A 24,344-nucleotide genomic window follows, 5' to 3' on the forward strand; every position below is an offset into this window, starting at 1 on the left:
GACAAGTATGGATGGTACTATTATCCAGGCTGTTCTCGGGACATCCAGCACCGAGGTACAGGTGTGAGGTATCCAACAGCGTCTCTCATAATACTCAGCATTGTGTGTGAAATCGCGTAGCCGACGAGGTAGACTAGGGGCATAGAGGCGAGCCACGCCACTAGCAAGATTATAATGTCTAAGACGAGTATCTGAACGTCAGTGAATCCTATGGCTCTTAGTACACCGATTTCCCGGAGCCTGCCCGCAATATCCACTATGACTAGCACGGCTAGGCCAACCACTCCTACAAATAGTATGGAAGCATCTATGATTGAGAGGAATACGGATAAGAACCGCATATTGCTATCCTGCATCCTCAGGAGATCGGCCTTAGTCCTTGGCTTCGAGGCTGGTATACCGTTTTCAATGAGCACCCGCTTAATCCTGAGCCCCACTTGCAAGGAGTCCCTATCAGCCTTATAGTAGAGGAGGAAAGAAGTAGGATGCACTATTTGGAGGTAGTCGCCTCTATCAATGAACACTACGAGGCCATTATCGAAATGATCCGTTACTATGCCAGTAACCCTGAACACATATGTGCCACGGGTAGTGTTTAGCGTTATGACATCTCCGATACCTATTCCAAACTCCTCGGAAACGGTGACAGTTATTGCTGCTTCTCCTCTATGCTGAGGCCATCTTCCCGAGAGGAGGCGTGGCCCAAGGCTCCAATTACCAACTATGCAGCTCATTAATGATACTTCCTTCCCATTAATCTTGGCTCTTCTCCAGCTAAAATCCCAAACCTCTATGCTCTTCACCGATGGAGCGCTTAAGGCCTTATCCACGACATCGTCTAGCCTCGTAGAAGACGCGGCAAAGAGGAGCTTGCCGTCAAACCCATAGCCCTTTATCTCCTCCTTAATAATGTTAAGCCCTCTAAGGCTCATAGGTATGGATGCTGTGGCTCCCCAGGATACTGCGAGAAAGAGCACCAGGAACGCCGAAAACCACGGCCTAGAAGCCATTCTCCTCAGAGAGTATACTAGGAGTAGTTTCCCTCCATGCAAGGATTTGAGCTTGATTATTCCCCCGGTAAGCCCGGTGAATCTCAGCGCCTGTCCTGTTGGGACTTGGTAGGCTAACATAGGAGGAAGCACGGTGGCCGCTAGTATCAGCGCTAATGCTATTAGCCCAGTCTCTCCTAGGGTCCCCCAGTCTATGGTGAAGGGGTACTTCTGCATTAAAAGCTCCATTACCTGGGATCCTTGGGCTTCTCTTGCACCCATGCTTACTAGCTTTTCTGCTACCGGCACCGATGCTGTTAACCCAGCAGCAACTCCTATTGCTCCTCTTATCATATTGTATCCAGCATAATAGAGAATAACACTACCCTTACTGAATCCCAGTGCCTTGAGTACGCCTATCTCTCTCACGTTTCTCTCTAAGAGGCTCGCTTCACTACCAGCTATAAGGAAGCCTGCAATAACTAGTGCTATGCCAGTAAAGATCTCAAGGGAGTTCGCCATACTCTTCAAAGGCGCAGTGGCAGGATTGCTTCGCCCGCTTTGTACGAAAACTGTACGAATACTTCCCCCCTCGCTACGTACAAGGTTTTCAATCTCGCTAGCTATCTTGCTAGGATCTGTACCAGGAGCTACTATGAATAGGATCTGCTCCTTCCTACCCTTAGCCTTCTCGATCAAAGACTCGTTGACGAACAAAGTAATGTCTGTTCCAGATACTGAGACTATCCCTTTGGCTATTCCGGTTATTCTGATACTACCGAGGCCCGATACTACTACTATGTCTCCAGGCCTCGTAATAGGTTGGCTATTTGTCACATACTCTAGGACACCGGGTACCCCCTTCGAAATATAGTAGCTCATAGGATAAGAATCATCCGGGTTATAAACAAGCGTAATACTTATTGGCGTAGAGTCGAAATAGCCTATGGTATCCACGGCCATTATAAGTTTTGCTCTCTCAACACCCTCTATACCCCTAACCTTATCTAGCACAGAATACGGAATATGCCCCTCAACAACAACGCTACCAACCTCATAAACCCAAGCCTTGCCAGCTAAGCTAAGGCTGTAGGAGGCAGCCAGCTTTATCGAAGCAAGCCCCACAACCCCCACGAACAAGACCATGATAACGGCGAACGACTCCAGCTTTCTCCTTGAAACAGCTCTCCACGACGCCTTGATCAACATACCAGCCATCCGCCGCGCACCCTAAGAATTCGTTAAAAGCCCTCGATTCTATCGCTGCATTTCTGACAATTCTAGCACCAATATTTATCATTTCTTCTCATCTCTTCTAGCTTCACTCTTATCCGCCTAATGGCCTTCTCGGCTGCGGCTAAGACTATCCTAGACTTCTCCTAGGCCATTCGCCTAATCTTGTCTCCGGCCTGGCCGGTTCCTCAGCCTTTATGAGGCTCTTCTAGACTCTGTTATAAAGCAGAGAATAGCGTTGAAAGCCGCTCTTTGCATGCAATCACGCCTGGTTAAGTCCTATGGTCATCACATGATTGTGGAGGGGCATAGTTTCTACTCGTTCCCCGACCTGGAAAGAATAGCCAAGGCGTCAGTGGGGGAGCTGAGGAGTATAGGACTTACAAGGATGAGGACTGAGGCCATAAAGGCCATAGCTGTGGCGGAGCATGAGGGAGGACTGCCTAGTGTCAGAGATGTTGAAAGGACGGAAGACCTCCCCGGTATAGTACGGGAATTGACTAGGCTGAGGGGGTGGGGCCTTGGACTGCTGAGCTAGCACTTGTACAAGTCATCCGCTCTCCCTGATAGGTCCTAGAAGCGATCTAGTAGTCCGGAGGGGGTTTGAGAAAATACTCGGACTTGATCACGAAACGGTTGACAAAGTGATAAGCGAGCTTGGCGATTATGCGGGGCTCCTCATGTATATAGCCGCTTTCCACTATGAGGCAGGCAAGACAAGGAGCAGAAAACCATGAGACAGTATGGAGCTACGCGATATTATTCTTGAAATAGGGTATGAGTACTTTACTTGCACTATGCTCGGCTACGTGTTGCACCAGAGAGCCTACCCCTCGTATACAAATGGGCCTATTTATTTGGATCTCTATCCCTCTTGGCTCGGTGGCTTCGTGACGCGTGGCTGGGGCTTAGTCGGGGGCTTGAATTATGCGTTTAAGAGTCCTATTAATTCCTGGGACAAGTTACTAGTGTATGGTGTGTTCTCGCTGTGAGCCACGAATATGCTGAGACGCTCATGAGGAGGGCTAATGAGTACCTCTTATCGGCTGAGAGGAACTATAATGATGGCTTATACGACATAGCGTGTGTTGAAGCAGAGATAGCCGCCCAGTTAGCGATAAAGGCTGCTATCGTTAAGGCCGGGCTTAGCGCGCCACGCGTGCACAGTATTCGTAGACTTATAGCATTTATAGTCGAAAACACGGAAAAAGAGGATATCAAGAAGAAGCTACTGGACTATGTTAGGATGAATCGGGCTAAGCTCATAGTGCTAGAGAGGTGTAGGGAAGCTGGGCAATACGGCATGGAGAGCGCTGATAGAGAGGAGGCCGAAATAGCTCTTGAGGCTAGTAGAGAGGTGATAAGACTTGCCAAAGAGATATGGGAGCTGGGTTTCTAGGCAGTTCCAGCTCCTCCGTGACTGGCGCAGAATGGTATCTCTTGTAGCAGAGATTGCGGCAGTCATTGATCCTTATTCACGCGTATATGTATTCGGCAGCATCGTTGAGGGCCGCTACACGGGCGCAAGTGATATAGATGTCTTGATTCTTACACGGATCGACCCGAAGAAGCTATATGAGGAAGTCACTGCACGGCTCTGGGACCTTATTGGTGAGGATTCCGCGATACTGGATCTGCACGTAGTGCCGCTAGAGGCTGCCGAGAAGCCTCCCGTTAAATGGTGGCTAAGAGGAGCCATAAGGATACGTTAACGAAGGGGGGCAAAAGCTCGTTAACCTTATCCAATACTCTATTGGTGCCATCATTTCCCTAGAGCCCTAGAAAAGTAAGGAGCAGGACAGGATACTGGCATATCTAGACTCTTCGAAAAACCGCAGTCACCCTGCCAAGGTATTTCGCACGTCTCTGAGCACTAACCAAGATAGCAGTAATGGACGTGGTTCGGCTCGTATTAAACTATCCCAGCAATCATAGAGAATTATAGTCGATCCCCGTATATCCCGGTACATCTAAGCATAGCTAGCATTGCGATAATAATGGTCCTTGCCTAGATCTCCACGTTTCCCTCTAGATTATTTTAGTGCCTAATGAAAAATTTTAGTTATGGGAAACCGGGTTAATAATAGTCTCCTAGGAGCCATACGTTGCCGATGAAGACTTCTTTTACTCCGGCTTCCCTCGCAGCCCTGTAGGCTTCTAGAGCGTGCCTCCTGCTAGTTGGCGGGAGGTCTCTCATCCTGAAGTCTGGGTGGAAGGCGAGAAGCACCATTGGTATGTTTACCCCGTGTTCCTCCATGAGCTTGGCTACGTAGCTTGCGATTCCTCGCACCTCCTCCGCGTCCACGTAGCCCGGGACGAGGAGCACGCTTATCACGAGGAGCGGGGGCTCCGGCCTCTCAGAGGCCATCTTGGCGAGCATTGCCGTGTTCTCCCTGAGTCTTCGGAGAGCCTTCTCGCCATTGGCGCCGGTTAGGGCCTCGTATATTGCGGGTGTCCATGCCTTCCAGTCTATCTTCACTATGCCGCCGCTCACGAGGCTGAGCTTCGCGGCTTCCCGTAGCAGCGGGGGCGAGGCTAGGCCATCGGTCTCCCAGCATATCCTCTTAGGCCATTGTCTTCTCTTCTTGGCTTCTTCCAAGATCCTTCTGGAGGCGGCTATGAGTACTGGTAGGTGCGGGGTAGGGTCTCCGCCGAAGTAGCAGATACATGTTACTCGGGGATTCATCGCTTCCTCTACTAGCTGCTCCACGGTCTTCACGTAGCTCTTCCAGGTATCCCCGGCTAGGTGGAGCTTGTGCTCCGGGTTCTGGCAGAAGTGGCAGTCGAGGGGACAGCCTAGGAGGAAGACTGCGAGGTTGTAGTACCCCTTCTCTACTCCTGGTGTAAACGTGTACTTTGGGTAGCCTCGTGACGTGTTGGCTGGGCAGACGTAGCCAGCCGTACAGTTAGTTGGATGCGGGTCTAGGTACGTATATGCGAGGAGCTTCCCGTGGCCTGGGAGCGGCTCTAGTCTTCCACTACGGTTGACCCATACTCCGCAGTAGCCACGGCCGCCCTCTGGTATGATGCACTCGTTTACACAGATCTTACACGGGGCGCCGGGGCCTCTCGGAGGCTCCTCGGGGAGCCCAAGTGCTTGGCGGAAGCGGCGGCGACGCTCACGGACAACACGTAGAGCCTCCTCTGGTCTACGCCGGAGGCAGTCAGCACAGACACCTATAGCCTCAGACACGAGGCCCTCACGGCCGCAGAGAGTGCATCGAGCCAAGGAGCAGCATTCCCCGGGGACTCTGTCAAGAATAGTGCTAGGAGGCCTCCATAGAAGTAATATGCTTGGACAGTGCCCCTATAACCTCTCGTGCCCGCATTGACTGCCTTTGTAGCCCCTGGTTCCGATCGCTAGACGTCACTGTAGTCTCCTAGCCTTCCAGTAGACTTCTCCCCTCAAGGCCCTCACGAGGCCTAGTGGGTAGACGAGCTGGCCGTAGACTATGCCGGTGAGCGCGTGCAAGGGGGTATGGCCCTCGATTACTGCTCCCGCGGCGTAGGCTGCCAGCTGTAGCGCTAGCGGCGCCAAGAACGCTGCCTTGGCGAGGATGCTGCCCGTCAACGCTGCAATGAGGGCTGTGAAGAGTGGGCCGTAGGTCGCAGTTGGCGCAGCAGCCGCTGCTAGGGCCTTGCCTAGGCCTCTTCGGCTGCGGAGAGGATCTATGTATAGCCTTGCGATGAGCCACGCAAAGCTGTCTACGTCGTCGTATGTCCAGACTCCTACCAGGTCGCGCGCATCTGGCAGGATAACGGGTACTCCGTGCCTCTTAGCATGCGTCGCAAAATCCCTATCCTCCACGATACTCTCTGCTACGGCTTTGTGGCCTCCTAGGCTCCAGTAGGTCTCTCTCCTAATGGCCCAGCAGCAGCCATACATCCATGCAAGCTTGTCTCTGCGGTCCATTACTCTGTGTAGGCCGTAGAATCCATAGGCGGCGGCAGTCACGGCTGCTTCTATTGCCTCGCAGCGCTTCGTCTTGCAGAGGAAGCGGGGCACGAACCCTACTATTTCGCCGTTGCGGGTCTTCTCCACGAGGCGGCGGAGCTCGGCGGCGCCATGGATGGGGGTGTCTGCGTCTAGGAAGAACAGTATGTCGCCGGTGGCTAGCCCTGCCCCGGTGTAGAGGGCGTAGCTCTTTGGTGCCCAGCCCCGCGGCACCTCCTCTACACGGATATAGCGTAGCTCCTTCACCTCCTCGGCGAGCCTGGCCAGTATGCTCGGAGTAGTGTCTGTGCTCGCATCGTCAACAACTACGACTTCGTCGAAGACACCCGCTATGCCTGGGAGCAGCTTGGCTAGGTTCTCGGCCTCGTTGCGGGCAGCTATGACCACTGAGACCCTTGCACTGCTCCGGGGCCTAGCGGCTAGTGCTTGCCGTGCTTTTTTCGCAGCCCTCACGCTTAGGACGATGCTTCTTAGAGCATATAGCCATAGCAGAGCAAGGCCAGCAGCAATTAATGCTGCAACGGCTTCAGCTACTGTGGATAGCCATGCCACGCTGCTCCTACCTGTGCTGTAAAACGTGCTAAGGTGGAGGCGTCAATAATGTTGCCGTTGTGCGCTTAACCCGACTAGGTCTCCGTTGACCAAGCTCTTTTTAAGCAGGCGTAAAAGATTCTGTTTCGTAGAATCAACTTGGGGTGCACGCGTCTTGTCAGTACTGGCTGCGCCTAGGAGGAGAGAGGACGTCAAAGCCATTGAGAAGCTAGTCGACCTCGCTATTAAGAGGTATAATCGCTACCGTGGCGCAGAGAGCGAAGCAAAGCTCCTAAAGATAATGGGGGACACGGTGATCGTTGCCTTTGAGGGGAGCTTCTGCGAGACATGTGGCATAAACGACTGGGTTGACGACTTCCGCTACGTGATCGAGGATCTTGGAGGCGAGGCCGAGCTAGTAACAATCATTGAGCCTGAGAAGCCCGAGGAGTTCTTCGATTACAGGATCGGAGTATTCAAGATAAAGAAGGTTCCTCCACTGGAGGAGCTTGAACGAATCGAGGCTGAGGAAAGGGAGCTAGAGGAGTGGTTCAGCGAAGGAGCTGGCGAGGCGGGGGAAAAGGCCGTAGAGGCCTAGGCCTCTTTCTTTTCCGAAACGAGTCTTGGCGGGGAAAGCGATACCCCCTTGTTCTGCTAGAGGTCTGCTCTGTCAACGATCTTGTATAGCAGGATTACTGTGGCTATTATCCATGCTGGAAGGGAGACAAGCAGTAAGGGTATCAGGGAGCCAAGGTTCACCGTCGTGCTCAGAGCTATGGTTCTGCCAGCGATGCGCACCTCTTCATGCCCTGTTTGGACCAGGTGCACTACCGGGCCGTGCGCGTGGTAACTGTACACGATTTCTGCAAGGGACTTACCCGCGTCGAGTGGTATGAGTGTCGCTAGGCGCAGCGCGGTTTCCTCAAGGCTCCCCCCATGAGCCATGATTATGAGGAACGACCCGAAGCTGATTATCATTGAGGCTACGAAGTATATACCTATACCGGATATTATGCCTACAAGTGGCTTACTACTCCTAAACCCCATTAGCGCCGACAGCGCGGCTAGGGGTACCGAGCCCACTGCTAGTAGTAGGCCGGTTACCAGGGGCCAGAGTGGCTCGGCCTGCCTTCCCGCGAGGATCCATGATGCAGCATAGATGCTGTAGAGCCCTATTATCCCGGCCAGGGCGAGGAAGGCGAGCAACGCTAGGAGCTTCCCCAGCACGTATTCTAGGCGTGTCACCGGCCTGCTCAACACTAGCCTCGTTAGGCCCGAGGCCCTGTCGGAGGCGAACAAGTCTCCCCCGTAGAGCGATACTACTAGCCACCACCAAGCTGCAAGGCCTGCCAGGCCCACGGCTAGAGATGAGCCAGTTACTCCCTGTAGCTCCGGGCTAACGTCTATCCCCGCGAGAAGGACCCAGAAGCGCGGACTATGCGGCACACTGACGTAGTGCTTCAGTGCTGCCGCTACGAGCACGGGGAGCACGAAGAGCGCCAGCACGAACAAAGTAGACTTCTTGGCCAGGAATCTCCTCGCCTCTACTAATGCTATCCCAGTCACTACGCTGAGCCTAGGCATTCTCCTCACCTCCTAGGAGGGCCAAGTAGGCGTCCTCTAGGCTCGTCTCCCGGACCTCGTAGCTAAGCACCTTCACGCCGCCGCGCCTAAGCGCCTCCAGAACCTTGTCGGCCTCATCTATGCTGTGCAGCTGTATTCTCAGCGAGCCGGCCGCGACCCTGGTGAAGCTATAGCCCATGCTGCGCAGTAGCTGAGCCGCCTCCTCAACATCCCTAACCCTTACAACAATGTATGGGCGCTTCACAGCCTTCTCGAACAATTCTCCAAGCGAGCCCTCAAACAATACTCTGCCAAAGTGTATTATTGCCACCCGGTCTGCGATGTCCTCAAGCTCCTTCAGTATATGGCTTGAGACAAGTACTCCCGCACCACTGTCCCGGAGCTCTAGGATAATCTTCCGGACCTCGGCAACCCATTCCGGGTCCAGGCCGCTAAAGGGCTCATCCAGCAAATAGTATTGTTTGCCCCGGGGGATGAGGGCCTGGGCTATGAGTAGGCGCTTCCTCATACCCTTGCTCATACCGGCTATCTTCCGATCACAGTACTCCAGCAACCCGAGCCTCTCCAACGCCTCCCTAGCCAGGCGGCGCGCCTCGCTCCTCGGGACACCCTCGAGCATAGCCAGTGACTCGAGTAGCCCGCAGCCGGTCTCCCATGGAGGGGCTTCTGGGGCTTCGGGGCTATAGGCTAGGAGCCTCTTCGCCTCAGGGATCCACGCAGGCACATCGTCGACCAATATTTCGCCGCTATTCGGCTTGACGAGGCCGAGCACGGACTTTATGAGCGTTGTCTTGCCAGCCCCGTTTGGGCCGACAAGCCCCATAACCGTGCCTCTGTCGAGGCTCAGCGAGACGCCGTTAAGGGCCCTTACCCGTCCATAGTTCTTGACGAGATCCCTTACTATGAGTGCCACTGTATCCTGCCTCCGAGAAGGGTTAGACTGGGCGCGGGGGACACTCTACGCTACATTATATAAATGTGACGGACTACTAAATATCTATCGAGTGCGGGGGTCTAGTCGGGCGGAAAACGAGGCGCAGCGAAGAAGGGGCAGCTTAGAGTTGTTCAAGCCGCTCAATGTCCTCTGGGCTGAGCCGCCACCCCAGTGCCCCGAGTATTTCGCGAAGGTGTTGCTTCTGCTCAGTCTTCGGGATAGCGACCACCCTGGGCCTAGCTATTAGGAAGTTGAGCGCCACCTGCACCGGGGTCTTGCCGTACTTCTCAGCTATCTCCCTCACAACCTTGTTCCTAGCCACCGCGCCCCGCTCAAGCGGGGTATAGGCCTGGATGGTTATGTTGAGGTTCTCACGTAGAATAGTCTCAAGTATCTCCTCGGCCTCGGCGCGGTGAAGCACACTGTAGTGCACCTGGTCCACCACTATCTCCGTCATAGATGTAGCGTGTACCGCCTCCAATAGCTCGCGGGCGTCGAAGTTGCTGACACCTATGTAGCGGGCATAGCCCTTCCCATAGACTATTTTCTCGAAGCGCCTCACCTGCTCCGCGATAGGCATTCCCGGCGCTGGCCAGTGTATGAGGAAGAGATCCACCTCCCTCACGCCCAGCCTCTCCAGGCTCGCCCTAGCAGCCGCCTCGATCCTCTCCTCACTGCTCAGCCTGCTCGGCAGCATCTTCGTGGTAATGAACACGCGGTCCCTGCCAACACGCCTAACAACCTCGCCAACAATCCTCTCCGCAGCACCCTCGCCATACATCTCAGCCGTATCTATAAGGTTGACAAGCCCAGACTCAATAGCCTCAACAAGAGTCTCAATCGCCCTCTGAGGGCTACGAATAGCCCAAGTACCAAGACCAATAGCCGAAACCCTATCCGAGCCAATGACTTTCCAATCACTCGTGTCAACGGGGAACCTAGGCACCAAGAACCACCCCTAACCACTTAGAGAAAGCCATAGGGGGCTAGAAAACAACTAGCCCGGACACCTAAAAGCAGAATACCCTATTTCAGACCTTAAAGCAAAGACTTGTCTCGGAGGCAAAAAGGTATAGTATTGATAAACTGCTAGCTTTGAGAACCACGTTCTAGATAGCGTTTAGAAGGCATGAAATTAATAAGGACATAAAGAATTTGTATTGACTAAAGTGCTGTGTAGTATTTTAGGTAGCTGTTCAACCTATTTGTGCTATTGGGTGTACTGCTTGGAGCCTCTGATCCGCGAGAGCTTAGAGATGATGCTAAGGAGAATCAACCAAGAGATTGCTCTTGTTGAGGCTAGGCTTCAACGCATAGCTACCAGACTAGGTGCAAAGAGCTGGAGAGAACTAGATAAACTATTCAGCGAGAAGGACATTGATAGCCCTGAGGCGGACATGCTTTGGCCAGAGTACCTTTACTTGAAGAAAAGGCTCGAAGAACTCGTGGAGCATAAGAAGCGTGTGCTAGCTATGCTAGAAGGCAGAGAGAATTGACGAGACTATATCGTGTACTAGACCTGGTCAATAAGCTCCTAGAAGAGTTTCACCCCATTATCAAGGTTGTAGAGCATTACATGAGCGCCGAGGGGCGTTCCGAGTACTTGAATATAAGGATAAGCCTCCCCCAAATAGGAGGCCTTGTGGTTATACGCGAGTACTTGGAGAGCGGCAACGCTGTAGCCTATGGCTATTATCTGCAAATCAAGGGCTATGAGGAGTGTGGGATAACAGGCCGCATCATCCCGAAATACCTACCCATCCCCACCATAGACATATAGATGGAGAAGTATATCCTCCCCCAAACCCATCACTAGAGGACTTCTTAAAGAGAGCAAGGAGCCTCCTCCAAGAAATAGGTAACCACAATGCTTGACCGACTTTCAAATACTTAGAACAAATACTTAGAATATGACTCTCTCATTTTTCCTCGTCCACCAGACTCTAGTGGTCTGCTCTGATTGTAGCACAAACTCGCTGTTCCTTTGAAGCCTTCTTGCCGTGCTATCGGCTCTAGCCCTGTCGGAGTGTAGAGCCTTAGCGCATCGGCTATAGGATAAGATCTTATTCCCCGTTGCTCTTAATTATCGTTACTAGTCGTTTAAACCTAATCTCTCCATGAATCCAGTCTACTACTTCTCTCCAATCTCCATAATAGTATCAAAAGAGTCTGCGAGAAAGATTCTGCTGAGTTCCCTCTGGCATCAGCGACTACAAACCTCACCTTAATACCCGGTTCTCCCGCCTTCTCCTTAGCTATACTTACTATTTCTCTATGAACATCAACCCCTATTACATTATACCCTCTCCTAGCAGGCTCTATCGTCGAGCCCCTAGTCCTGCATGCAACATCAAGCGCATTGAGGACCCTGCGACCCGCGTACTTCTTAAACACCTTTTCGGTAGCATCAACAAGCTTGGACACGCTATACACTAGGTAATCCCTATAGATTACGTCATAGTACCTAGCTAGCCGCATATAGAGAGGAATACTCACACAAATCTCTAGTCCGATAAATATATGGGCTTAATCCAGGATAAGACTTGATGCAAGATCTCCCTTAAGTACCGAGAGCCAGGAACCCAGCATGAAACCGGTCTTATGAATCTTGATGACAACCTTTCTATAAGCCATGTGTGGAACAAAAGTCTATACAGAGATGCTCCTTCATATAATTCACTAATGAGCCTCTCGACTAGACGAGCCCAGCTTAGATAAGATTCAAGACTAGGCCGGTGCCAACACGGGCCTGGGTGTAGTTACAGTTTTGGAGCATCATTGTGCTTATTTACACTATTATGGCGGATAGGCGGAGGAATCGCTCTATGAGTGAGTGGATTCGAGAGGTTTTCATTGATAAGGCAGAGCTGTTCATCATAGTCATGGAGCACAAGTGGGATAGAGGGAGGAAGGAGGCCGAGGGTATTGCAAGAGTCCTGGAGAAGCACGGCGTCTCCAGAGGCTCTAGGGTACTTGAGCTTGGCTGCGGCATCGGCAGGGTGGCGATACCGCTTGCGCAGCTAGGCTACAAGGTAACATGCCTCGATCTCTCCGAGCCCTTTATAGCTAGGGCCAAGGAGAGGGCTCAGCAAGAGGATGTGAAGAACCTGGCCCTAGTCGTTGGTGACGCCTATAGGGTGGACGGGGTTTTAGCCGGGCATAGTTTTGACGCCGCATATATAACGTAGACTACCCTCCTAGGCTATGGTAGCCGCGAGGACGATCTAGAATTGCTGAGAAGAACCAGGAGAGTTGTAAAGCCAGGCGGCCTACTAGTAGTAGCCAATACTGCGAGCAGAGACCTAGTCCAGCGCACTGCTAGCTGCCCTAAGCCCTTCATGAGTGATCTCGATGACTTCGTTCTAGCCGAGAACCCGGAATTCGACCCCGTTCGCTCCATAGTCAAGAATAGATGGGTCTTCTACAAGAAATCCGGCAAGAACTTGATATACGTAGACGAGTTCTCATTCACGCTAAGAGTCTATACGCTCACAGAGCTAGTAGAGATGGCTGAAAACACGGGATGGGTCTTTGAGGCAGCGTACCACAGCCTAGAGACACTGGAGCCGCCGCACCCGGAGGGAAGCCCAATTAACGCAGTCTTTAGGAACCCGAAATAATTGTCTTGCAAGGCTCGTGAAAAGCGATTAGATGTCTGCAACGGTTGAACTAGTTATTGTAGCTTTTAGCCTCTTTAAAATCTTTTTGTATGGCTAGATGAGGCTATGTAATTACGAAAAGAACTTTTAAGCTCCGGGGCTCTGGTAGCGTAGCTAACAAATGTCTTAGAGGATAGCATTAGTTGCTCGCAACTCGTAACCCCTAGTATTACAAGCAATGAAATATTCGTGACAACTATGCCTTAGCATTCATTGTCTGGAATTTTGTTCTCCTCCTAGTCCTCAAAGATCTTCTTATATAGCTCGTTAAACAGTCTTATATATTCTCGTCCCTTGTCAGTCGTCACGTACATATCCCCTTGCTTAGCGAGGAACCCCTTCCTCGTCAGCAGCTCAAGATACTTTTCAGCCGTCTTTGTGTTTAGGTTACATGCTAGCATTATCTGTGAGATCCTTCTAGGCCTTCTGCAATATGTTAGAATGTCCCAGATGATTTCGTAGATGTTTCGCCTCGGCCTCATCCCTATCACGCTCAGCGTTTTAGATAAAGCTACTTTATGAGCTCAGAGAGCAAGTCCTCTAGCTGCTGAGCCTTCGCCAGCCTTCTGCAAATGGTTCTCTTCTCAAGATATAGTTCTAGAAGGCCGTAGAAGAGGTATACGGTGGCTGCGGCGAATTTAATCAAGCTTTCGTACGTCTTCTCAGCAATATATTCTCTTATAGCGAGTATTGTGCCTATGGCGCCAGTTATCGTTAGTAACGCACCCACAACTGCCAGGTGTAGACGATAACCCCGGTAGAGAGAGACCACGTCTTTTATGAGCTGGGCTGTCTTCTCTTCATCTAGTTCGCGTAATCTTTCATAGGGGGATGGTAGGAGCATGTACTTTCTTAGAAGACGCCAGATGCTATAGGTTAGAATAGCCGATATCAAGAACCATATAGCGCCGAAGAGGGCTGAGAATACGTTAAACAAAGTCTCCAAGATACAAGTGCTCTCTAAAGCTTTCCCAGCAAAATAGCTTGCTATTGAACCTGATAAAGCAAGCGAGATCGACGATATAGTAAACCAGGCAAGTATCTCGCGGACAACCCTTTTACCTATTGCTGCTTCGTTAACAACCACTACAGTCACCACTAATACCTGCGTAGGTACTATACTTGTCTAAGGCTATTGTGTACTCCAGGTTCAAAAAGCTTATAAAGTAAAACATTGATTTGGCTAAAGTCGGCATATAGCTAAATAGAACATTTTGATATCTATAAATGTAATGCAAGAGATTCGAGGAAGAATAGTAACAGCTTAGGGACTCTATTCTGTCCTACTGTTAGCGGTGGCTAGCATGTCTAAAGCTATCAAGGTCAAGTATGAGAAAGGAGTACTGAAACCGATTGGAGAGGTTGAGCTCAGAGAGGGAGAAGAGCTAGAAGTAATAGTTGTCCGTAAGACTTTCAAGGGTTTTAGCAAAGAGGCTGGCAAGTATCGATTCAAGGTTGGTCGAGATATTGTTAAAGAGTTTATAGAGGAGAGGAGATAATTGACACATCGCGTCATAGACGTAGTGGTAATCGACACTAGTGTGTTTGCCAACTACTATCTACTTTATCCGAGAAACCGGAGAGCCGCGGGAAGGCTAGAAGGGTTCTCGACAAGCTGTCTCTCAGAGATGTAATAGTTTATGAGCCTTTTCTCTTCGAAAAAGAGCTTCGAGCCGTTCTTGTACGAAGAATTCCTCCGGAGCAGGTTCTTGAGATAGTTAGCGCTACACTAGGCCATGTAAACGTGGTGGGAGAGGAAGAGATACACGATAAAGCCGCAGAAATAGCACTAGTCACGGGGTGTAGAGCGGTTGACGCATATTTTACTGCAACAGCTAAGCATGCTAAAGCGATCCTAATAGCCAGTGATAAGGTTATGAGGGATAATGCTCGGAAAATTGGAGTTGAAGCTTGCTATCTGCTCGACAACAGAGACTACGCAAAACTCATAGCAAGCCTAGAAACCGGTTAGACTCTAACACATTTAGGAAAATAAAGATACTCGCAAAGCCCTACATCCCAGTGCATATTCTAAAAGAGGTTATGTAAAAAGCTCATACTCTCTCTATCATTAAGGTTGAAGAGACACAAGTGTGTACAAGGTTAGAGACATTATTAGAGCTAAGCTCACTAGGCTCAACAAGACAGCGGAGAAACTCAACGTGACTCCACCAACTCACAACGACTTCAAGGAGAGCAAGAGAATAATACTAGAGTACAGGCTGCTACTGAGCTATGCACTAATAACAGGCAATTATGAAGAGAGATTGAATAGAAGAGGTCTTGACAATGGATAACGATCTAGGAGAATACCTTGACTAAAAATCGTATATTAAGATTCCTGCCGGCTCAGTATATCCCTGCACTCCAACCAGTTGCCCTAAAAGACTCTACAGTAGCTCCTATAACTTCAAGTAATTAATCATGTCCTCTATACTATTATACAATTTTCTACAAATGTTGTCAACAAAATGTTGTGATTCGCTAGCACGAGTCTACAGTCTCGGAGACTAACACCTCCTTAGCATTAGAAGGATTAGGGCAACGATTGCTAGGATGGCCATGGCTGCCTCTCCTGGGGATAGGTAGCAGTTGGCACATGTGTGTAGGCCCGTGTAGAGATGGGTGATTGCCGAGGCTAATAGGAGGCCTATGCTCGGTAAGAGGCTGCGCCTATGTATCGCGGCTAGGGCGGCGAGCTCGACTAGGAGTGCGGAGCCGTATACTGGTAGCAGCTTCTCTACTGCTTCGCTGCCCTCGATTTTCCTGTGGTCCCAGTATCCTTCCGGGTTCATTAGGACGAAGAATACTGCGAAGAAGTCCCAGAGCGCGAGTAGCGCGACGATCGCCAAGGCGGCTCTAGCTAGGCCTCTTCCATGCCTCATGGCTGCTCGAGACCCCCCTCCTTAGCTGTACCCGGGCTAGCGCCTCCTGAGCATGATTACCGCTGTAGCTGCTACTGCAACTACTATGGCTGCCGTAGTGGCTAGCATGGCTGCCTTGTTGTCGCTTGTTGTTCTCGTTGTGCTTGCTTGCTGGCTCTCAGCTACTACTCCTGCGTCGGCGCCTCCGTGCTGGGCTGGCATGGTACTAGCATTCTTCGCCGCTGAGGCGGTTGTATGGCCGGTCGTGTTCGTCGCTGTGGTTGTTTCTCTGATCGTTGTAACGGTTATCGAAGTTGGTGCTTGCACTGTTATTGTTGTCGTTACTGTGTGTATTGGTATGGAAGGCAATACTTCCACCTTTATTACACCGTTGGAGAGCCTTGAGAAGCTTATCCTACTAATATTGGTCTCCGTCAACACTATCCTATCTGTCAATGTATTGTTTACGAGGAACCTTACACCCTTGCCTACAATTAGCACTTTTGAGACTTTAAGCGCAGTATATCCCCCGAAGAAGGGGTTATCCTTAACTGTGTCGTAGAATGCTTTAAGCATCTGAAGCGTGCGAGCAGGGTCTCCTCTATACGTTACTGGAGGAAGCTTGACGTGCATCGATGTCTCAAATATACCATTCTTCATGGAAGCGCTGGTCTCTATGTAGATTCTTCCATTGGATACGTGAAAGTCCTTTATAAAGAGGGGTATTAGGCTTCTGCCAAAGATGAAGCCCTCTCCTATGCTACTATACGCGTATAGTGTTGACTCTACCCCGCCGTTGCTCCGTATCTCCATACGATAGTTCACGTTTATTGTCGTGGTATTGGAGACGTTATCCCACATAGCTTTCGCAACAGCGTTGTGGCGGATTTCTAGCCGCGTCTCGTTCTTGGCTAGGAGCGCCGAGAAGAAGTCCTGAATGAAGTCTTGTGGACCGCTGCTCTGCTGGGACAATAGCTTTACTGAGGCATTAAACACTATCTTCGCGGATGAGCCGTTGATCTCTGTCCGTGTCTTTACCCAGGCGTCTGAGCCTATAGAATTGTTTGTACCGTTTATCTTAATTATTTCGTCCAGCACCATGGGTGACGCATACTCGATATCCACGTTTCCCTTGAGTATTACGATCTCCTTGTCTAGCAGCATGTATCCCTGCACGTTAAAAGTCGCATTACCTATCTCCACGTAAGGCGTATCCTCCAGGGGCGGCATATAGACGCTCAGCCAACCCGACATACTGAGCTTCCTAGCCGTATCGTTGACTGGCCTCGTTGAGGCAACAAGATACAGCTTTATGAACGAGGAGGTTTCCCTCATTGACACGTTTGAAGCTATGCCCTTCTTCTCGATAATCGTTAGGTTGCCTTCATTCACAAGCACGGTCTCTGCTCCAGTAACGACTTGCAACACGCTATGAGACCACGTCTCCTCGCCAAGGGATGCTAAGGCCTCCATTCTGCTCAGGTTCAACATGACCTCAACGCTCCCGTCACTATGGACTATTAGCAGGGCTTCGTAGGAACCACTTTCATCAGTGTTAACAGCTATGCCTATATGCGAGATAATCGGGAGGATCAATAAGAGCAGGGATAGAGCCAATGGGAACATGAGTTTCGACAAATTGCCCCTCTTGTTTCTTTGCTTCTTGTTCCTTATAAAGAGGACTGTAGATGCCAGGTACACAGAGGTATTTATGCTGAATAGCTTCGCGGCATCCTTTCTACGAGTCTACGAGAAAGGGGCTTGTTCTTATCCCGTGGGTTATGTGGCCCTTTGCCTTAAAAACGCGGGTATGGGGTGAGTGTAATCTGTCTCTAAGGGAGCTATGGATTGTCTGCTGGAATCCACAAGCTTGAGGCGATGGCTAGGAGCTATGCGTTAGCAGCTGTTAAGGCTGATCGTGAGGGCAGGATCCAGGAGGCGGTCCAGAACTATAAGAAGGCTATCGAGATCCTTACTCGTTTGCTCCAGCTTCGCCCCGATAACCCGCTTGCCCACGTCTATCGCAACATTGTTGAACAGTATAAGCGCAGGGTTGAGCAGCTCGAGAAGATAGGGGTTCCCGCTACTCCTGCTGAGGCCGAGCAGCTCGAGGACTGGATTGTGACCGAGAAGCCCAAGGTAAGGTTCAGCGATATAGCTGACTTGGAGCACGCTAAGCAGGCGATAAAGGAGGCAATTATCTACCCGGTTAGGCGCCCCGACCTGTTCCCCCTGGGTTGGCCTCGCGGGATACTCTTGTTCGGGCCACCGGGCTGCGGTAAGACGATGCTCGCCGCAGCTGTGGCTAACGAGGTTGACGGGGTCTTCTTCAACATAGACGCCGCCACGATTATGAGTAAGTGGCTTGGCGAGGCAGAAAAGCGCGTAAAGATGCTCTTCGACAAGGCCCGCGCGGCGGCAAAGAACGGGAAGCCGGCGATAATATTCATTGACGAGGTTGACGCGCTCCTAGGCGTCTACGAGAACGAGGTTGGCGGCGAGGTACGCGTCCGCAACCAGTTCCTCAAGGAAATGGACGGGCTACAGGATAAGAGCAACAAGCTCCACGTATACGTCATCGCCGCAACCAATAAGCCGTGGAAGCTCGACGAGCCCTTCATAAGGAGGTTCCAGAAGAGGATATTCATACCACCGCCCGACAAGGAGGCTAGGCTAGAGATACTTAAGCTCTACACGAAGGGGCTACGCCTCGCACCAGACGTCGACCTCGAGAAGCTCGCCGAGCTAACAGAGGGCTACAGCGCGAGCGACATAAAGGACATAGTTATGGAGGCTCATCTCCGCACGATAAGAGAGCTGTTCGAGGAACGCGGAGGAGAAGGAGACCCCCGGCCCGTCACTATGGAGGACTTCTTGGCCGCGATAAGGTCTCGGAGACCGAGCATAACCCGAGAGATGATAGAGCGGTACCAGAAGTGGTTCGAGAAATTCGGGAGCGTCTAGCCCTCCTCTCTCCTCGCTGAACTCTTTCTTCTCAACATGGTCCTATACGTTGCCGCTAATAGGGCCAAGCCCGTACCCACAACCAGCCCTTTCGCGAAGCTCTCTAGCTCCGTGAACGGCGAATCCCCTAGAACCCATTCCCCCACCTGGTACGTGGAGAAGAACGTTGCGAATCCCAGGGCTAGCCTCCTCCAAGCCTCCTGGAGCAAGCCATACCCGGCAAGGATGCCTGGCACCACATGTGTAATGAATCCGCAGAGGACACAGCCTCCTCCCTGGCCTGTCGCTGCGCCGGATGCTATGAAGAATATACGGGCAAGTATCCCCGCCACGAATCCTGTAAACGAGCACCGAATAAGGCTCTCCATTACAGGGGCTCTACGAACACTTGCCGTAATGCTGCTTATGCTTCTGAAGAGCCTAGTCTGCGGAGCCACTGCTCCTCGGCCCCCTTCTTTAGCTAGCACGTATAGCGTTAGTGCATGGGCCCGGCTGACGGGAGATATTACCGTTGGCCCCTTAATTACGCTGCCTGTGCGACTTCTCTCGGGGAGCGCCTAGGCGCTAGGACTAATAACGCCTAACAACCTCTACAGGAAGGTAGGGGTGCAGGTGGAGGATGAGATACGCTCTAGGACTTGTAATGGCAGCCGCTATGATCACTGTCATCGGGCTCGCAGTAGCCGGACACGCTGAGGCAACCAATACGACAACGAACACGACTGTTACAGATATAGTTGCAAAAGCCATGAGTAACCCCAAGGTGGCAATAGCGACCCTTATACAGTTCTTGCTTGGATTCGCACTCGGCTACTACAGCGTGAAGATAGCTAGGTACCTCTTAGCCTGGATAGGCGTGATAATACTGGGCTCCCTCCTCTCCGTCTGGAGCCTCGGCGGAAGCGCCGAGGACATATTGACAAAGATAGGGGCTGAGGCGAAGAAGGTTCTACCGATAGTCAAGGACTTCCTAGCGGCGCTCGGCATTTTGACCGTCGGCCCCGTTGCAGTAGGGTTTATACTTGGACTCATAGTCGGGTTCACAAGAAAGTAATGAATACAGATAATAATAGTAGAGGAGGCTGTTCACCAGACCACTGTCTCTCGATGAAGCGCCCTATGCCTCCTGGGTTTTTCCCTACATAGTCTTATCCATGGGTGTTCTGCGCCACAATTCATGCAACGTGCCATACCCTCGGAGCCCCTCTCGGCTTGTATCCTTATGCCCCAGGGTTTTCGCGACACGAGGGGCTTGCCGCAGCTCCTACAAAGGGTGTCGGTTAAGGTGTAGCTCTCGTCGCCGTACAGGTACACGTAGTGCTTGCCCTTGTCGCGGAGCTTCTCGACCAGCGAGTACCCCTTGTCCGCTACCTCCTCGCCACCCTTAACCGGTACAACGTGGACTGCTGCCTCGGGGTAGCGGTCGACTAGCTCAGAAACCATCATGTCTGCCTTCTTGGAGCCGTCGTAGGCCACGTGTATCTCCACTACGGGGAAGAGGCGGTAGGCCTCCCTTAGCGCCTCGTATACGTGGTCTAGGCGGGGAGGAGTCTCCACTGCTGCGAGGTGCTCGAACACTATGAAGCTGTAGCCCTTCTCCTTAGCCGCCCTAAGCCTCTCAAGGGATACGAGGCCAGCCGTTCGAGCACCATAGTACTCCGGGGCCTTGTCGCCGAGGACTCGGCGCAGCATAGAAGGGAGTTCGAGAGCCCAGTCTAGTGCTAAGGGCTCTCCGCCGTCAAGGAGAAAGACGTCGGGCTGTAGTAGGAGGAGCCTCTTAGCCTCGCCTTCGCCGAACCTTCGGAGCACGAGAGAGCCAGGGTCGGAGTAGGGAGCCCAGCTACAGTAGCTACACCTCCAAGGAGGAACCGGGGCGACAAGGCGGGCTGCAACACCTCCTGGGCACACGTGGTAGAGAGGAACCTGCTCAACGGGCAGAATACTCATGTAGAGCGCGTGCCACGGGTACTTGTCCCCCGCCACGGGGTCTATTACGCCGCAGGCCGGCTCCGAGTCGCAACCGATTACACATCTCCTGCACTTCGCCAAGACCGCTGAACGCCCTCCGGGAGCAAACGGTCTAAGCAGGGAAGGCCGCCTTTCCACGGACCAGGGCAACACATAATGCGGCCACCTATAAGAATCCCGACACATAGGCAGGAGCCCCGAACACGCCGAATTGCTGCTAACAGGGTTCTCGGACCCGGCAATGGAAATCCCTTTGGCCACAAGGGGGGATGATGGGGATTGGCCTTTGAGGACTCCCCGGGCCGATCCCCGGGGCTAGGGGATGAGCGAAGAACCCCTTGCTGACCGCCACTACCTTTATCAAAAACACGTTGAGACTGCTGCCTCTGGTACGGGTGGTACGGGCTTCCATACTTGACCTGACCCGAGGGTTTCTGCCATGGGCTGGCTTACTGGCAGGGTTGTTCTCGTTACTGGGTCTAGTCGCGGCATTGGCCGCGCCGTGGTGCTTGAGGCTGCTAGGCGTGGAGCTCGAGGCGTGGTCGTGAACTATGTTTCGAGAAGAGATGCTGCTGAGAAGGTTGCCGAGGAGGCTCGGAGGATTGGGGCCGACGCGGTTGTCGTAGGCGGTGATGTCTCTAGGTGGGAGGACGCAGAGAGACTCGTGAAGGCAGCCGTAGAGAGATGGGGCCGGCTCGACGTGGTTGTCAACAACGCGGGTATTCTGCGCCCGAAGCTCTTCGAGGAGATGGCTCCGGGGGACTGGGAGAGGGAGATGGCTGTCAACTTCTTCGGTGCACTCAACGTTGCAAAGGCTGCCCTGCCGCACCTCACCAAGACCCGGGGAGTCATTGTCAACATCGCCTCTGTTCTCGGGCTACGCCCAGAGCCGTGGGCAAGCCACTACTCGGCCTCAAAGGCCGCGCTAATAGCGTGGAGCATTGCCGCTGCCAAGGAGCTGGCAGAGAAGGGTGTGAGGGTCATAGCTGTGGCTCCTGGCGGCGTAGACACTGATATGGCTAGGGAGTGGGGAGACCTCGACTGGGTAGAGGAGGAGATTCCCCTCAAGAGGCTGGCTAGACCGGAGGAGGTGGCCCGCCTAGTAATGGACGCGGTAGAGAACCCCTATGTTACCGGCGACGTGCTGACAATAAGCGGAGGCCTACTATAGCTGACACATTACGAATACCGTATCTTCTCTGCTCATAGACCGCAATAATGCTATGAACTGCGCGAGCTTTGGGCACGTTGCAATAAACAATGCTTAAATATAGGCTGTAGAGTACCGCCCTCCTAGACAAGTAGTGCTCGAACCCTGGTTTCACGTAGCCATTGTGTTCTTGGAGAGGTGTGGTCTCGGCTTTGGAGTTTAGTCTGAACGAGGATCTTCTCCGCAGGCTCGTCATGGAGCCCGGCGTGTCTGGCTACGAGGAGCCTATTCGCAGGCTCATAGGGTCCGAGATCGACGGGCTCGGAGAGGCGTGGGTTGACGACGTGGGTAACCTGTTTCTCGACCTAGGCGGCGAGGGAGACACCGTTCTTATCGCTGCGCACATGGACGAGCTAGGCCTGGTGATAACCAGTATCTTCGATGACGGTTTGCTGGCTTTCCGCAAGCTCGGCGGGATAGATGACCGTGTCCTCCCGAGCCAGCACGTAGTGGTGCTTGGCTCCAAGGGGCCCGTGGAGGGCGTTATCGGGCTCGAGCCTCCCCATCTCCAGCTAGAGAAGGAGCCCAAGGTTGTGCCTTGGCACCAGTTGAGGATAGACGTTGGTGCTTCGAGCAGGGAGGAGGTGGAGGAGCTCGGTATCCGCGTGCTCGACCCCGTTGTGCCTAAGAAGCACTGGACCCGGCTAGCCGGGGGCAGGTTCTTTGCGAGCCGGGGCTTCGATGACCGAGCAGGAGTCTACGTGCTCGTAGAGCTAGCAAGGCTCGTAGCAAGGGGCTCCGTGAGGCCCAGGCACCACGTGGTACTGGCATGGACTGTTCAGGAGGAGCTAGGGCTTCGGGGAGCCCTCGCGATAGCTGCGCGCCTAAAGCCAAAATACTTCATAGCAGTAGATACGATGGCTTGCTGCCGCCCAGAGATAACGGGGCCAGCGAGGCCCGGCAACGGGCCAGTCATAAGGGCGCTCGACAACGCCTATGTAGCGGACTGGGGGCTCGTCAGGAGGGCTAAGGAGGTTGCCGAGGAGGAGGGAATCCCGTACCAGTTAGCGAGCGCAGGGGGAGGCACGGACGCAGCAGCATTCATGAGGGCAGGAGTACGCTCGGTAGCAATAGTGATGCCGGTCAAGTATGGACACACAACAGTCGAGACAATAGCGCGGAGCGATATAGAGGACACAGTAAAGCTCCTAGCCAAGCTGCTTGAGAAGGGTCTCGTAGAGTAGCTAGAGTAGCTCATTACTTTGTATAAAGAGTTATGTGATCTTATATAGGGTTTTATATACTAGCAAGGACGTTTTATATTCTTTAACAGCGTTAACTATTTTGAAGAGCTTCTCATACAGTTCCTTGGAGGCTGATTTACATGGTTTACGACGTTGTGGCTTATCCTCGTCTCCCGTCGGCCGCGCTCCACGTTCTAGAGGGTCTTCGCTACCAGATGTTTCATTATGGCGAGGAGGATGCTTTACGAGAGTTCTTGCGAAGAGTGGGAGCCCGAGTACTTATCCGCGTAGGGCTGCCAGTTAACCGGGAGCTGCTCGGGGAGGCTAAAGGGCTCGAACTAGTGATTACGCGGACGAGTGGCCTTGACGGCATCGATGTGGGGGCCGCGGAGGAGAAGGGGGTATGTGTGACGAATCAGCCGGAGGTCATTGCTGAGGCTGTTGCTGAGCACGCGCTGGGCCTGGCGATTGCCGCGGCGAAGCTCCTCGTGGCTGGGCACAGCTACGTGGTTAGCGGTGAGTGGGCTAGGCAGGGCTGGCCTAGGTGGTGGCGGCCCCGCTTACTCTATGGTAGGAGGCTCGGCCTCCTGGGCATGGGGCGTATCGCCTCCCTCGTGGCTCAGAAGTTCCGAGCCGCGCTCGGCGTAAGGGAGATATATTATTGGTCTAGGCGGCGTAAGCCTGAGCTAGAAGTAGTTCTTGGCGCGAGGAGGCTGAGCCTAGAAGAACTATTCGAGCGCTCCGAGATACTCGTAGCAGCCCTGCCATGCACCGATGAGACCCGGGGCCTCGTCACGCTAGACCTTCTCGAGAAGCTGCCTAGGAACGCAATCTTCGTCAACGTGGGGCGCGGCTGCGTTGTTGAAGAGGGTGCGCTTGAGAAGCTCTTGGAGCGGAGAAGCGATATCAGGGTAGCACTCGATGTCTACGAGGAAGAGCCCGTACCGCCCGAGCACCCCTTGGTAAATCAGTACCAGGGCGGCGATAGAGCTGTATTCACGCCACACATAGCCGGCTACTCGGAGGAATCAATGATAGCCACCGCTATCCTTGCAGCCATGCAGGCCCGCCGCTACCTCGAAAAAGGCTGCGTATGGAACCCTGCGACAAAGAACTGCAAACAGTGCACAGACTCACCGCCGACACTAGATGAGGCGATAAGGCTAGCCCGCAACATGCTTCAAAGAGATTCGAAACACCTGCAGCGACCACCAGACTAGGAAAATTCTTTTACAGTCTTCGCAAAGACTATTGTGTAATGTTTTAGCA

Annotated in this window: 29 protein-coding genes and 1 pseudogene; 17 read left to right on the forward strand and 13 right to left on the reverse strand. The window is 52.6% G+C overall.

The genetic code is table 11. The annotated features are described in order from the left end of the window. Positions 1-20: 20 nt before the first annotated feature. On the reverse strand, positions 21-2,207 hold the full coding sequence (locus tag SBG41_RS06340) for an FtsX-like permease family protein (protein WP_317894717.1): 2,187 nt from the start codon (positions 2,205-2,207) through the stop codon (positions 21-23). A gap of 235 nt (positions 2,208-2,442) precedes the next feature. On the opposite strand from SBG41_RS06340, the gene SBG41_RS06345 reads away from it, so the two are divergent. The 3 genes from SBG41_RS06345 (at position 2,443) to SBG41_RS06355 (ending at position 3,934) form a co-directional block, all read left to right on the forward strand. Then, positions 2,443-2,760, forward strand: a complete 318-nt coding sequence (locus SBG41_RS06345; protein WP_317896505.1) for a DNA glycosylase family protein — start codon at positions 2,443-2,445, stop codon at positions 2,758-2,760. A 450-nt stretch (positions 2,761-3,210) separates the two neighbouring features. After that, positions 3,211-3,621, forward strand: coding sequence for a HEPN domain-containing protein (locus tag SBG41_RS06350; protein ID WP_317894718.1), 411 nt, complete (start codon positions 3,211-3,213; stop codon positions 3,619-3,621). Further along, entirely contained in the window at positions 3,590-3,934 is a 345-nt protein-coding gene (locus SBG41_RS06355) for a nucleotidyltransferase domain-containing protein (RefSeq protein ID WP_317894719.1), read from the forward strand. The genes SBG41_RS06350 and SBG41_RS06355 overlap by 32 nt, the downstream gene beginning before the upstream one ends. A gap of 365 nt (positions 3,935-4,299) precedes the next feature. On the opposite strand, the gene SBG41_RS06360 is transcribed toward SBG41_RS06355, so the two are convergent. Together SBG41_RS06360 and SBG41_RS06365 are read right to left on the reverse strand one after the other, a co-directional pair. Then, positions 4,300-5,451 (reverse strand): radical SAM protein, encoded by a 1,152-nt coding sequence (locus tag SBG41_RS06360; RefSeq protein WP_317894720.1) that lies wholly within the window; start codon positions 5,449-5,451, stop codon positions 4,300-4,302. Between the two features lie 138 nt (positions 5,452-5,589). After that, positions 5,590-6,729, reverse strand: coding sequence for a glycosyltransferase (locus SBG41_RS06365; RefSeq protein ID WP_317894721.1), 1,140 nt, complete (start codon positions 6,727-6,729; stop codon positions 5,590-5,592). Between the two features lie 154 nt (positions 6,730-6,883). On the opposite strand from SBG41_RS06365, the gene SBG41_RS06370 reads away from it, so the two are divergent. Further along, positions 6,884-7,306 (forward strand): hypothetical protein, encoded by a 423-nt coding sequence (locus tag SBG41_RS06370; RefSeq protein ID WP_317894722.1) that lies wholly within the window; start codon positions 6,884-6,886, stop codon positions 7,304-7,306. 56 nt (positions 7,307-7,362) lie between these two features. Here the strand turns inward: SBG41_RS06370 and SBG41_RS06375 are convergent, their stop codons facing one another. The 3 genes from SBG41_RS06375 to SBG41_RS06385 all read right to left on the reverse strand — a co-directional run bounded on the left by SBG41_RS06375 (position 7,363) and on the right by SBG41_RS06385 (position 10,172). After that, positions 7,363-8,292, reverse strand: coding sequence for an ABC transporter permease (locus tag SBG41_RS06375; protein WP_317894723.1), 930 nt, complete (start codon positions 8,290-8,292; stop codon positions 7,363-7,365). Further along, complete coding sequence (locus SBG41_RS06380) at positions 8,285-9,205, reverse strand: ABC transporter ATP-binding protein (protein WP_317894724.1); 921 nt, start codon at positions 9,203-9,205, stop codon at positions 8,285-8,287. Before SBG41_RS06380 ends, SBG41_RS06375 begins: the two co-directional genes overlap by 8 nt. Before the next feature lie 142 nt (positions 9,206-9,347). Continuing rightward, on the reverse strand, positions 9,348-10,172 hold the full coding sequence (locus SBG41_RS06385; protein ID WP_317894725.1) for an aldo/keto reductase: 825 nt from the start codon (positions 10,170-10,172) through the stop codon (positions 9,348-9,350). Between the two features lie 280 nt (positions 10,173-10,452). Between SBG41_RS06385 and SBG41_RS06390 the strand changes: the two genes are divergently transcribed. The 3 genes from SBG41_RS06390 to SBG41_RS10500 are packed head-to-tail and all read left to right on the forward strand — an operon-like array spanning position 10,453 to position 11,101. Then, the gene (locus SBG41_RS06390; RefSeq protein ID WP_317894726.1) at positions 10,453-10,722 is read left to right on the forward strand and encodes a hypothetical protein; all 270 of its coding nucleotides are present in this window, start codon (positions 10,453-10,455) and stop codon (positions 10,720-10,722) included. After that, positions 10,719-11,006, forward strand: a complete 288-nt coding sequence (locus tag SBG41_RS06395) for a hypothetical protein (protein ID WP_317894727.1) — start codon at positions 10,719-10,721, stop codon at positions 11,004-11,006. The genes SBG41_RS06390 and SBG41_RS06395 overlap by 4 nt, the downstream gene beginning before the upstream one ends. Beyond that, complete coding sequence (locus tag SBG41_RS10500; protein ID WP_397470751.1) at positions 10,946-11,101, forward strand: toxin-antitoxin system TumE family protein; 156 nt, start codon at positions 10,946-10,948, stop codon at positions 11,099-11,101. Before SBG41_RS06395 ends, SBG41_RS10500 begins: the two co-directional genes overlap by 61 nt. 231 nt (positions 11,102-11,332) lie before the next feature. Here the strand turns inward: SBG41_RS10500 and SBG41_RS06400 are convergent, their stop codons facing one another. Further along, complete coding sequence (locus SBG41_RS06400; protein WP_317894728.1) at positions 11,333-11,650, reverse strand: class I SAM-dependent methyltransferase; 318 nt, start codon at positions 11,648-11,650, stop codon at positions 11,333-11,335. A gap of 401 nt (positions 11,651-12,051) precedes the next feature. On the opposite strand from SBG41_RS06400, the gene SBG41_RS06405 reads away from it, so the two are divergent. Together SBG41_RS06405 and SBG41_RS06410 are read left to right on the forward strand one after the other, a co-directional pair. Further along, positions 12,052-12,414, forward strand: a complete 363-nt coding sequence (locus SBG41_RS06405; RefSeq protein WP_317894729.1) for a class I SAM-dependent methyltransferase — start codon at positions 12,052-12,054, stop codon at positions 12,412-12,414. Between the two features lie 42 nt (positions 12,415-12,456). Beyond that, positions 12,457-12,846 (forward strand): hypothetical protein, encoded by a 390-nt coding sequence (locus SBG41_RS06410; RefSeq protein ID WP_317894730.1) that lies wholly within the window; start codon positions 12,457-12,459, stop codon positions 12,844-12,846. 275 nt (positions 12,847-13,121) lie between these two features. Here SBG41_RS06410 and SBG41_RS06415 read toward each other — a convergent pair whose 3' ends face one another. Then, positions 13,122-13,367 carry a winged helix-turn-helix domain-containing protein gene (locus SBG41_RS06415; RefSeq protein WP_317894731.1) on the reverse strand — a complete coding sequence of 82 codons (246 nt, stop codon included), beginning with the start codon at positions 13,365-13,367 and terminating at the stop codon, positions 13,122-13,124. Between the two features lie 29 nt (positions 13,368-13,396). Then, a complete protein-coding gene (locus SBG41_RS06420) occupies positions 13,397-13,972 on the reverse strand; it encodes a hypothetical protein (RefSeq protein WP_317894732.1) in 576 nt (191 codons plus the stop codon). A 217-nt stretch (positions 13,973-14,189) separates the two neighbouring features. Between SBG41_RS06420 and SBG41_RS06425 the strand changes: the two genes are divergently transcribed. The 3 genes and pseudogenes from SBG41_RS06425 to SBG41_RS06435 all read left to right on the forward strand — a co-directional run bounded on the left by SBG41_RS06425 (position 14,190) and on the right by SBG41_RS06435 (position 15,182). Continuing rightward, a complete protein-coding gene (locus SBG41_RS06425; protein ID WP_317894733.1) occupies positions 14,190-14,384 on the forward strand; it encodes an antitoxin family protein in 195 nt (64 codons plus the stop codon). A gap of 92 nt (positions 14,385-14,476) precedes the next feature. Continuing rightward, a pseudogene (locus SBG41_RS06430) lies at positions 14,477-14,857 on the forward strand (PIN domain-containing protein); the annotation flags it as partial. 121 nt (positions 14,858-14,978) lie between these two features. Continuing rightward, the gene (locus SBG41_RS06435; RefSeq protein ID WP_317894734.1) at positions 14,979-15,182 is read left to right on the forward strand and encodes a hypothetical protein; all 204 of its coding nucleotides are present in this window, start codon (positions 14,979-14,981) and stop codon (positions 15,180-15,182) included. A 213-nt stretch (positions 15,183-15,395) separates the two neighbouring features. Here the strand turns inward: SBG41_RS06435 and SBG41_RS06440 are convergent, their stop codons facing one another. Together SBG41_RS06440 and SBG41_RS06445 are read right to left on the reverse strand one after the other, a co-directional pair. After that, positions 15,396-15,770, reverse strand: coding sequence for a hypothetical protein (locus SBG41_RS06440; RefSeq protein WP_317894735.1), 375 nt, complete (start codon positions 15,768-15,770; stop codon positions 15,396-15,398). Between the two features lie 36 nt (positions 15,771-15,806). Continuing rightward, a complete protein-coding gene (locus SBG41_RS06445; protein WP_317894736.1) occupies positions 15,807-17,387 on the reverse strand; it encodes a hypothetical protein in 1,581 nt (526 codons plus the stop codon). 240 nt (positions 17,388-17,627) lie between these two features. Here SBG41_RS06445 and SBG41_RS06450 point away from each other — a divergent pair, with 240 nt between their 5' ends. After that, complete coding sequence (locus SBG41_RS06450; RefSeq protein WP_397470791.1) at positions 17,628-18,713, forward strand: AAA family ATPase; 1,086 nt, start codon at positions 17,628-17,630, stop codon at positions 18,711-18,713. On the opposite strand, the gene SBG41_RS06455 is transcribed toward SBG41_RS06450, so the two are convergent. Continuing rightward, a complete protein-coding gene (locus SBG41_RS06455) occupies positions 18,710-19,150 on the reverse strand; it encodes a hypothetical protein (protein ID WP_317894738.1) in 441 nt (146 codons plus the stop codon). The genes SBG41_RS06450 and SBG41_RS06455 overlap by 4 nt on opposite strands. A gap of 182 nt (positions 19,151-19,332) precedes the next feature. Between SBG41_RS06455 and SBG41_RS06460 the strand changes: the two genes are divergently transcribed. Next, entirely contained in the window at positions 19,333-19,767 is a 435-nt protein-coding gene (locus SBG41_RS06460) for a hypothetical protein (RefSeq protein WP_317894739.1), read from the forward strand. A 32-nt stretch (positions 19,768-19,799) separates the two neighbouring features. Here the strand turns inward: SBG41_RS06460 and SBG41_RS06465 are convergent, their stop codons facing one another. Continuing rightward, positions 19,800-20,762 (reverse strand): hypothetical protein, encoded by a 963-nt coding sequence (locus tag SBG41_RS06465; protein WP_317894740.1) that lies wholly within the window; start codon positions 20,760-20,762, stop codon positions 19,800-19,802. Positions 20,763-21,120: 358 nt separating this feature from the next. Between SBG41_RS06465 and SBG41_RS06470 the strand changes: the two genes are divergently transcribed. The 3 genes from SBG41_RS06470 to SBG41_RS06480 all read left to right on the forward strand — a co-directional run bounded on the left by SBG41_RS06470 (position 21,121) and on the right by SBG41_RS06480 (position 24,295). Further along, complete coding sequence (locus tag SBG41_RS06470) at positions 21,121-21,852, forward strand: SDR family NAD(P)-dependent oxidoreductase (protein ID WP_317894741.1); 732 nt, start codon at positions 21,121-21,123, stop codon at positions 21,850-21,852. A gap of 191 nt (positions 21,853-22,043) precedes the next feature. Beyond that, the gene (locus SBG41_RS06475; protein ID WP_317894742.1) at positions 22,044-23,075 is read left to right on the forward strand and encodes a M42 family metallopeptidase; all 1,032 of its coding nucleotides are present in this window, start codon (positions 22,044-22,046) and stop codon (positions 23,073-23,075) included. Positions 23,076-23,215: 140 nt separating this feature from the next. After that, positions 23,216-24,295 carry a 2-hydroxyacid dehydrogenase gene (locus SBG41_RS06480; protein WP_317894743.1) on the forward strand — a complete coding sequence of 360 codons (1,080 nt, stop codon included), beginning with the start codon at positions 23,216-23,218 and terminating at the stop codon, positions 24,293-24,295. Positions 24,296-24,344 lie beyond the last annotated feature (49 nt).

This window comes from Pyrofollis japonicus (genome assembly GCF_033097485.1).
GTDB classification, from domain to species: domain Archaea; phylum Thermoproteota; class Thermoprotei_A; order Sulfolobales; family Pyrodictiaceae; genus Pyrofollis; species Pyrofollis japonicus.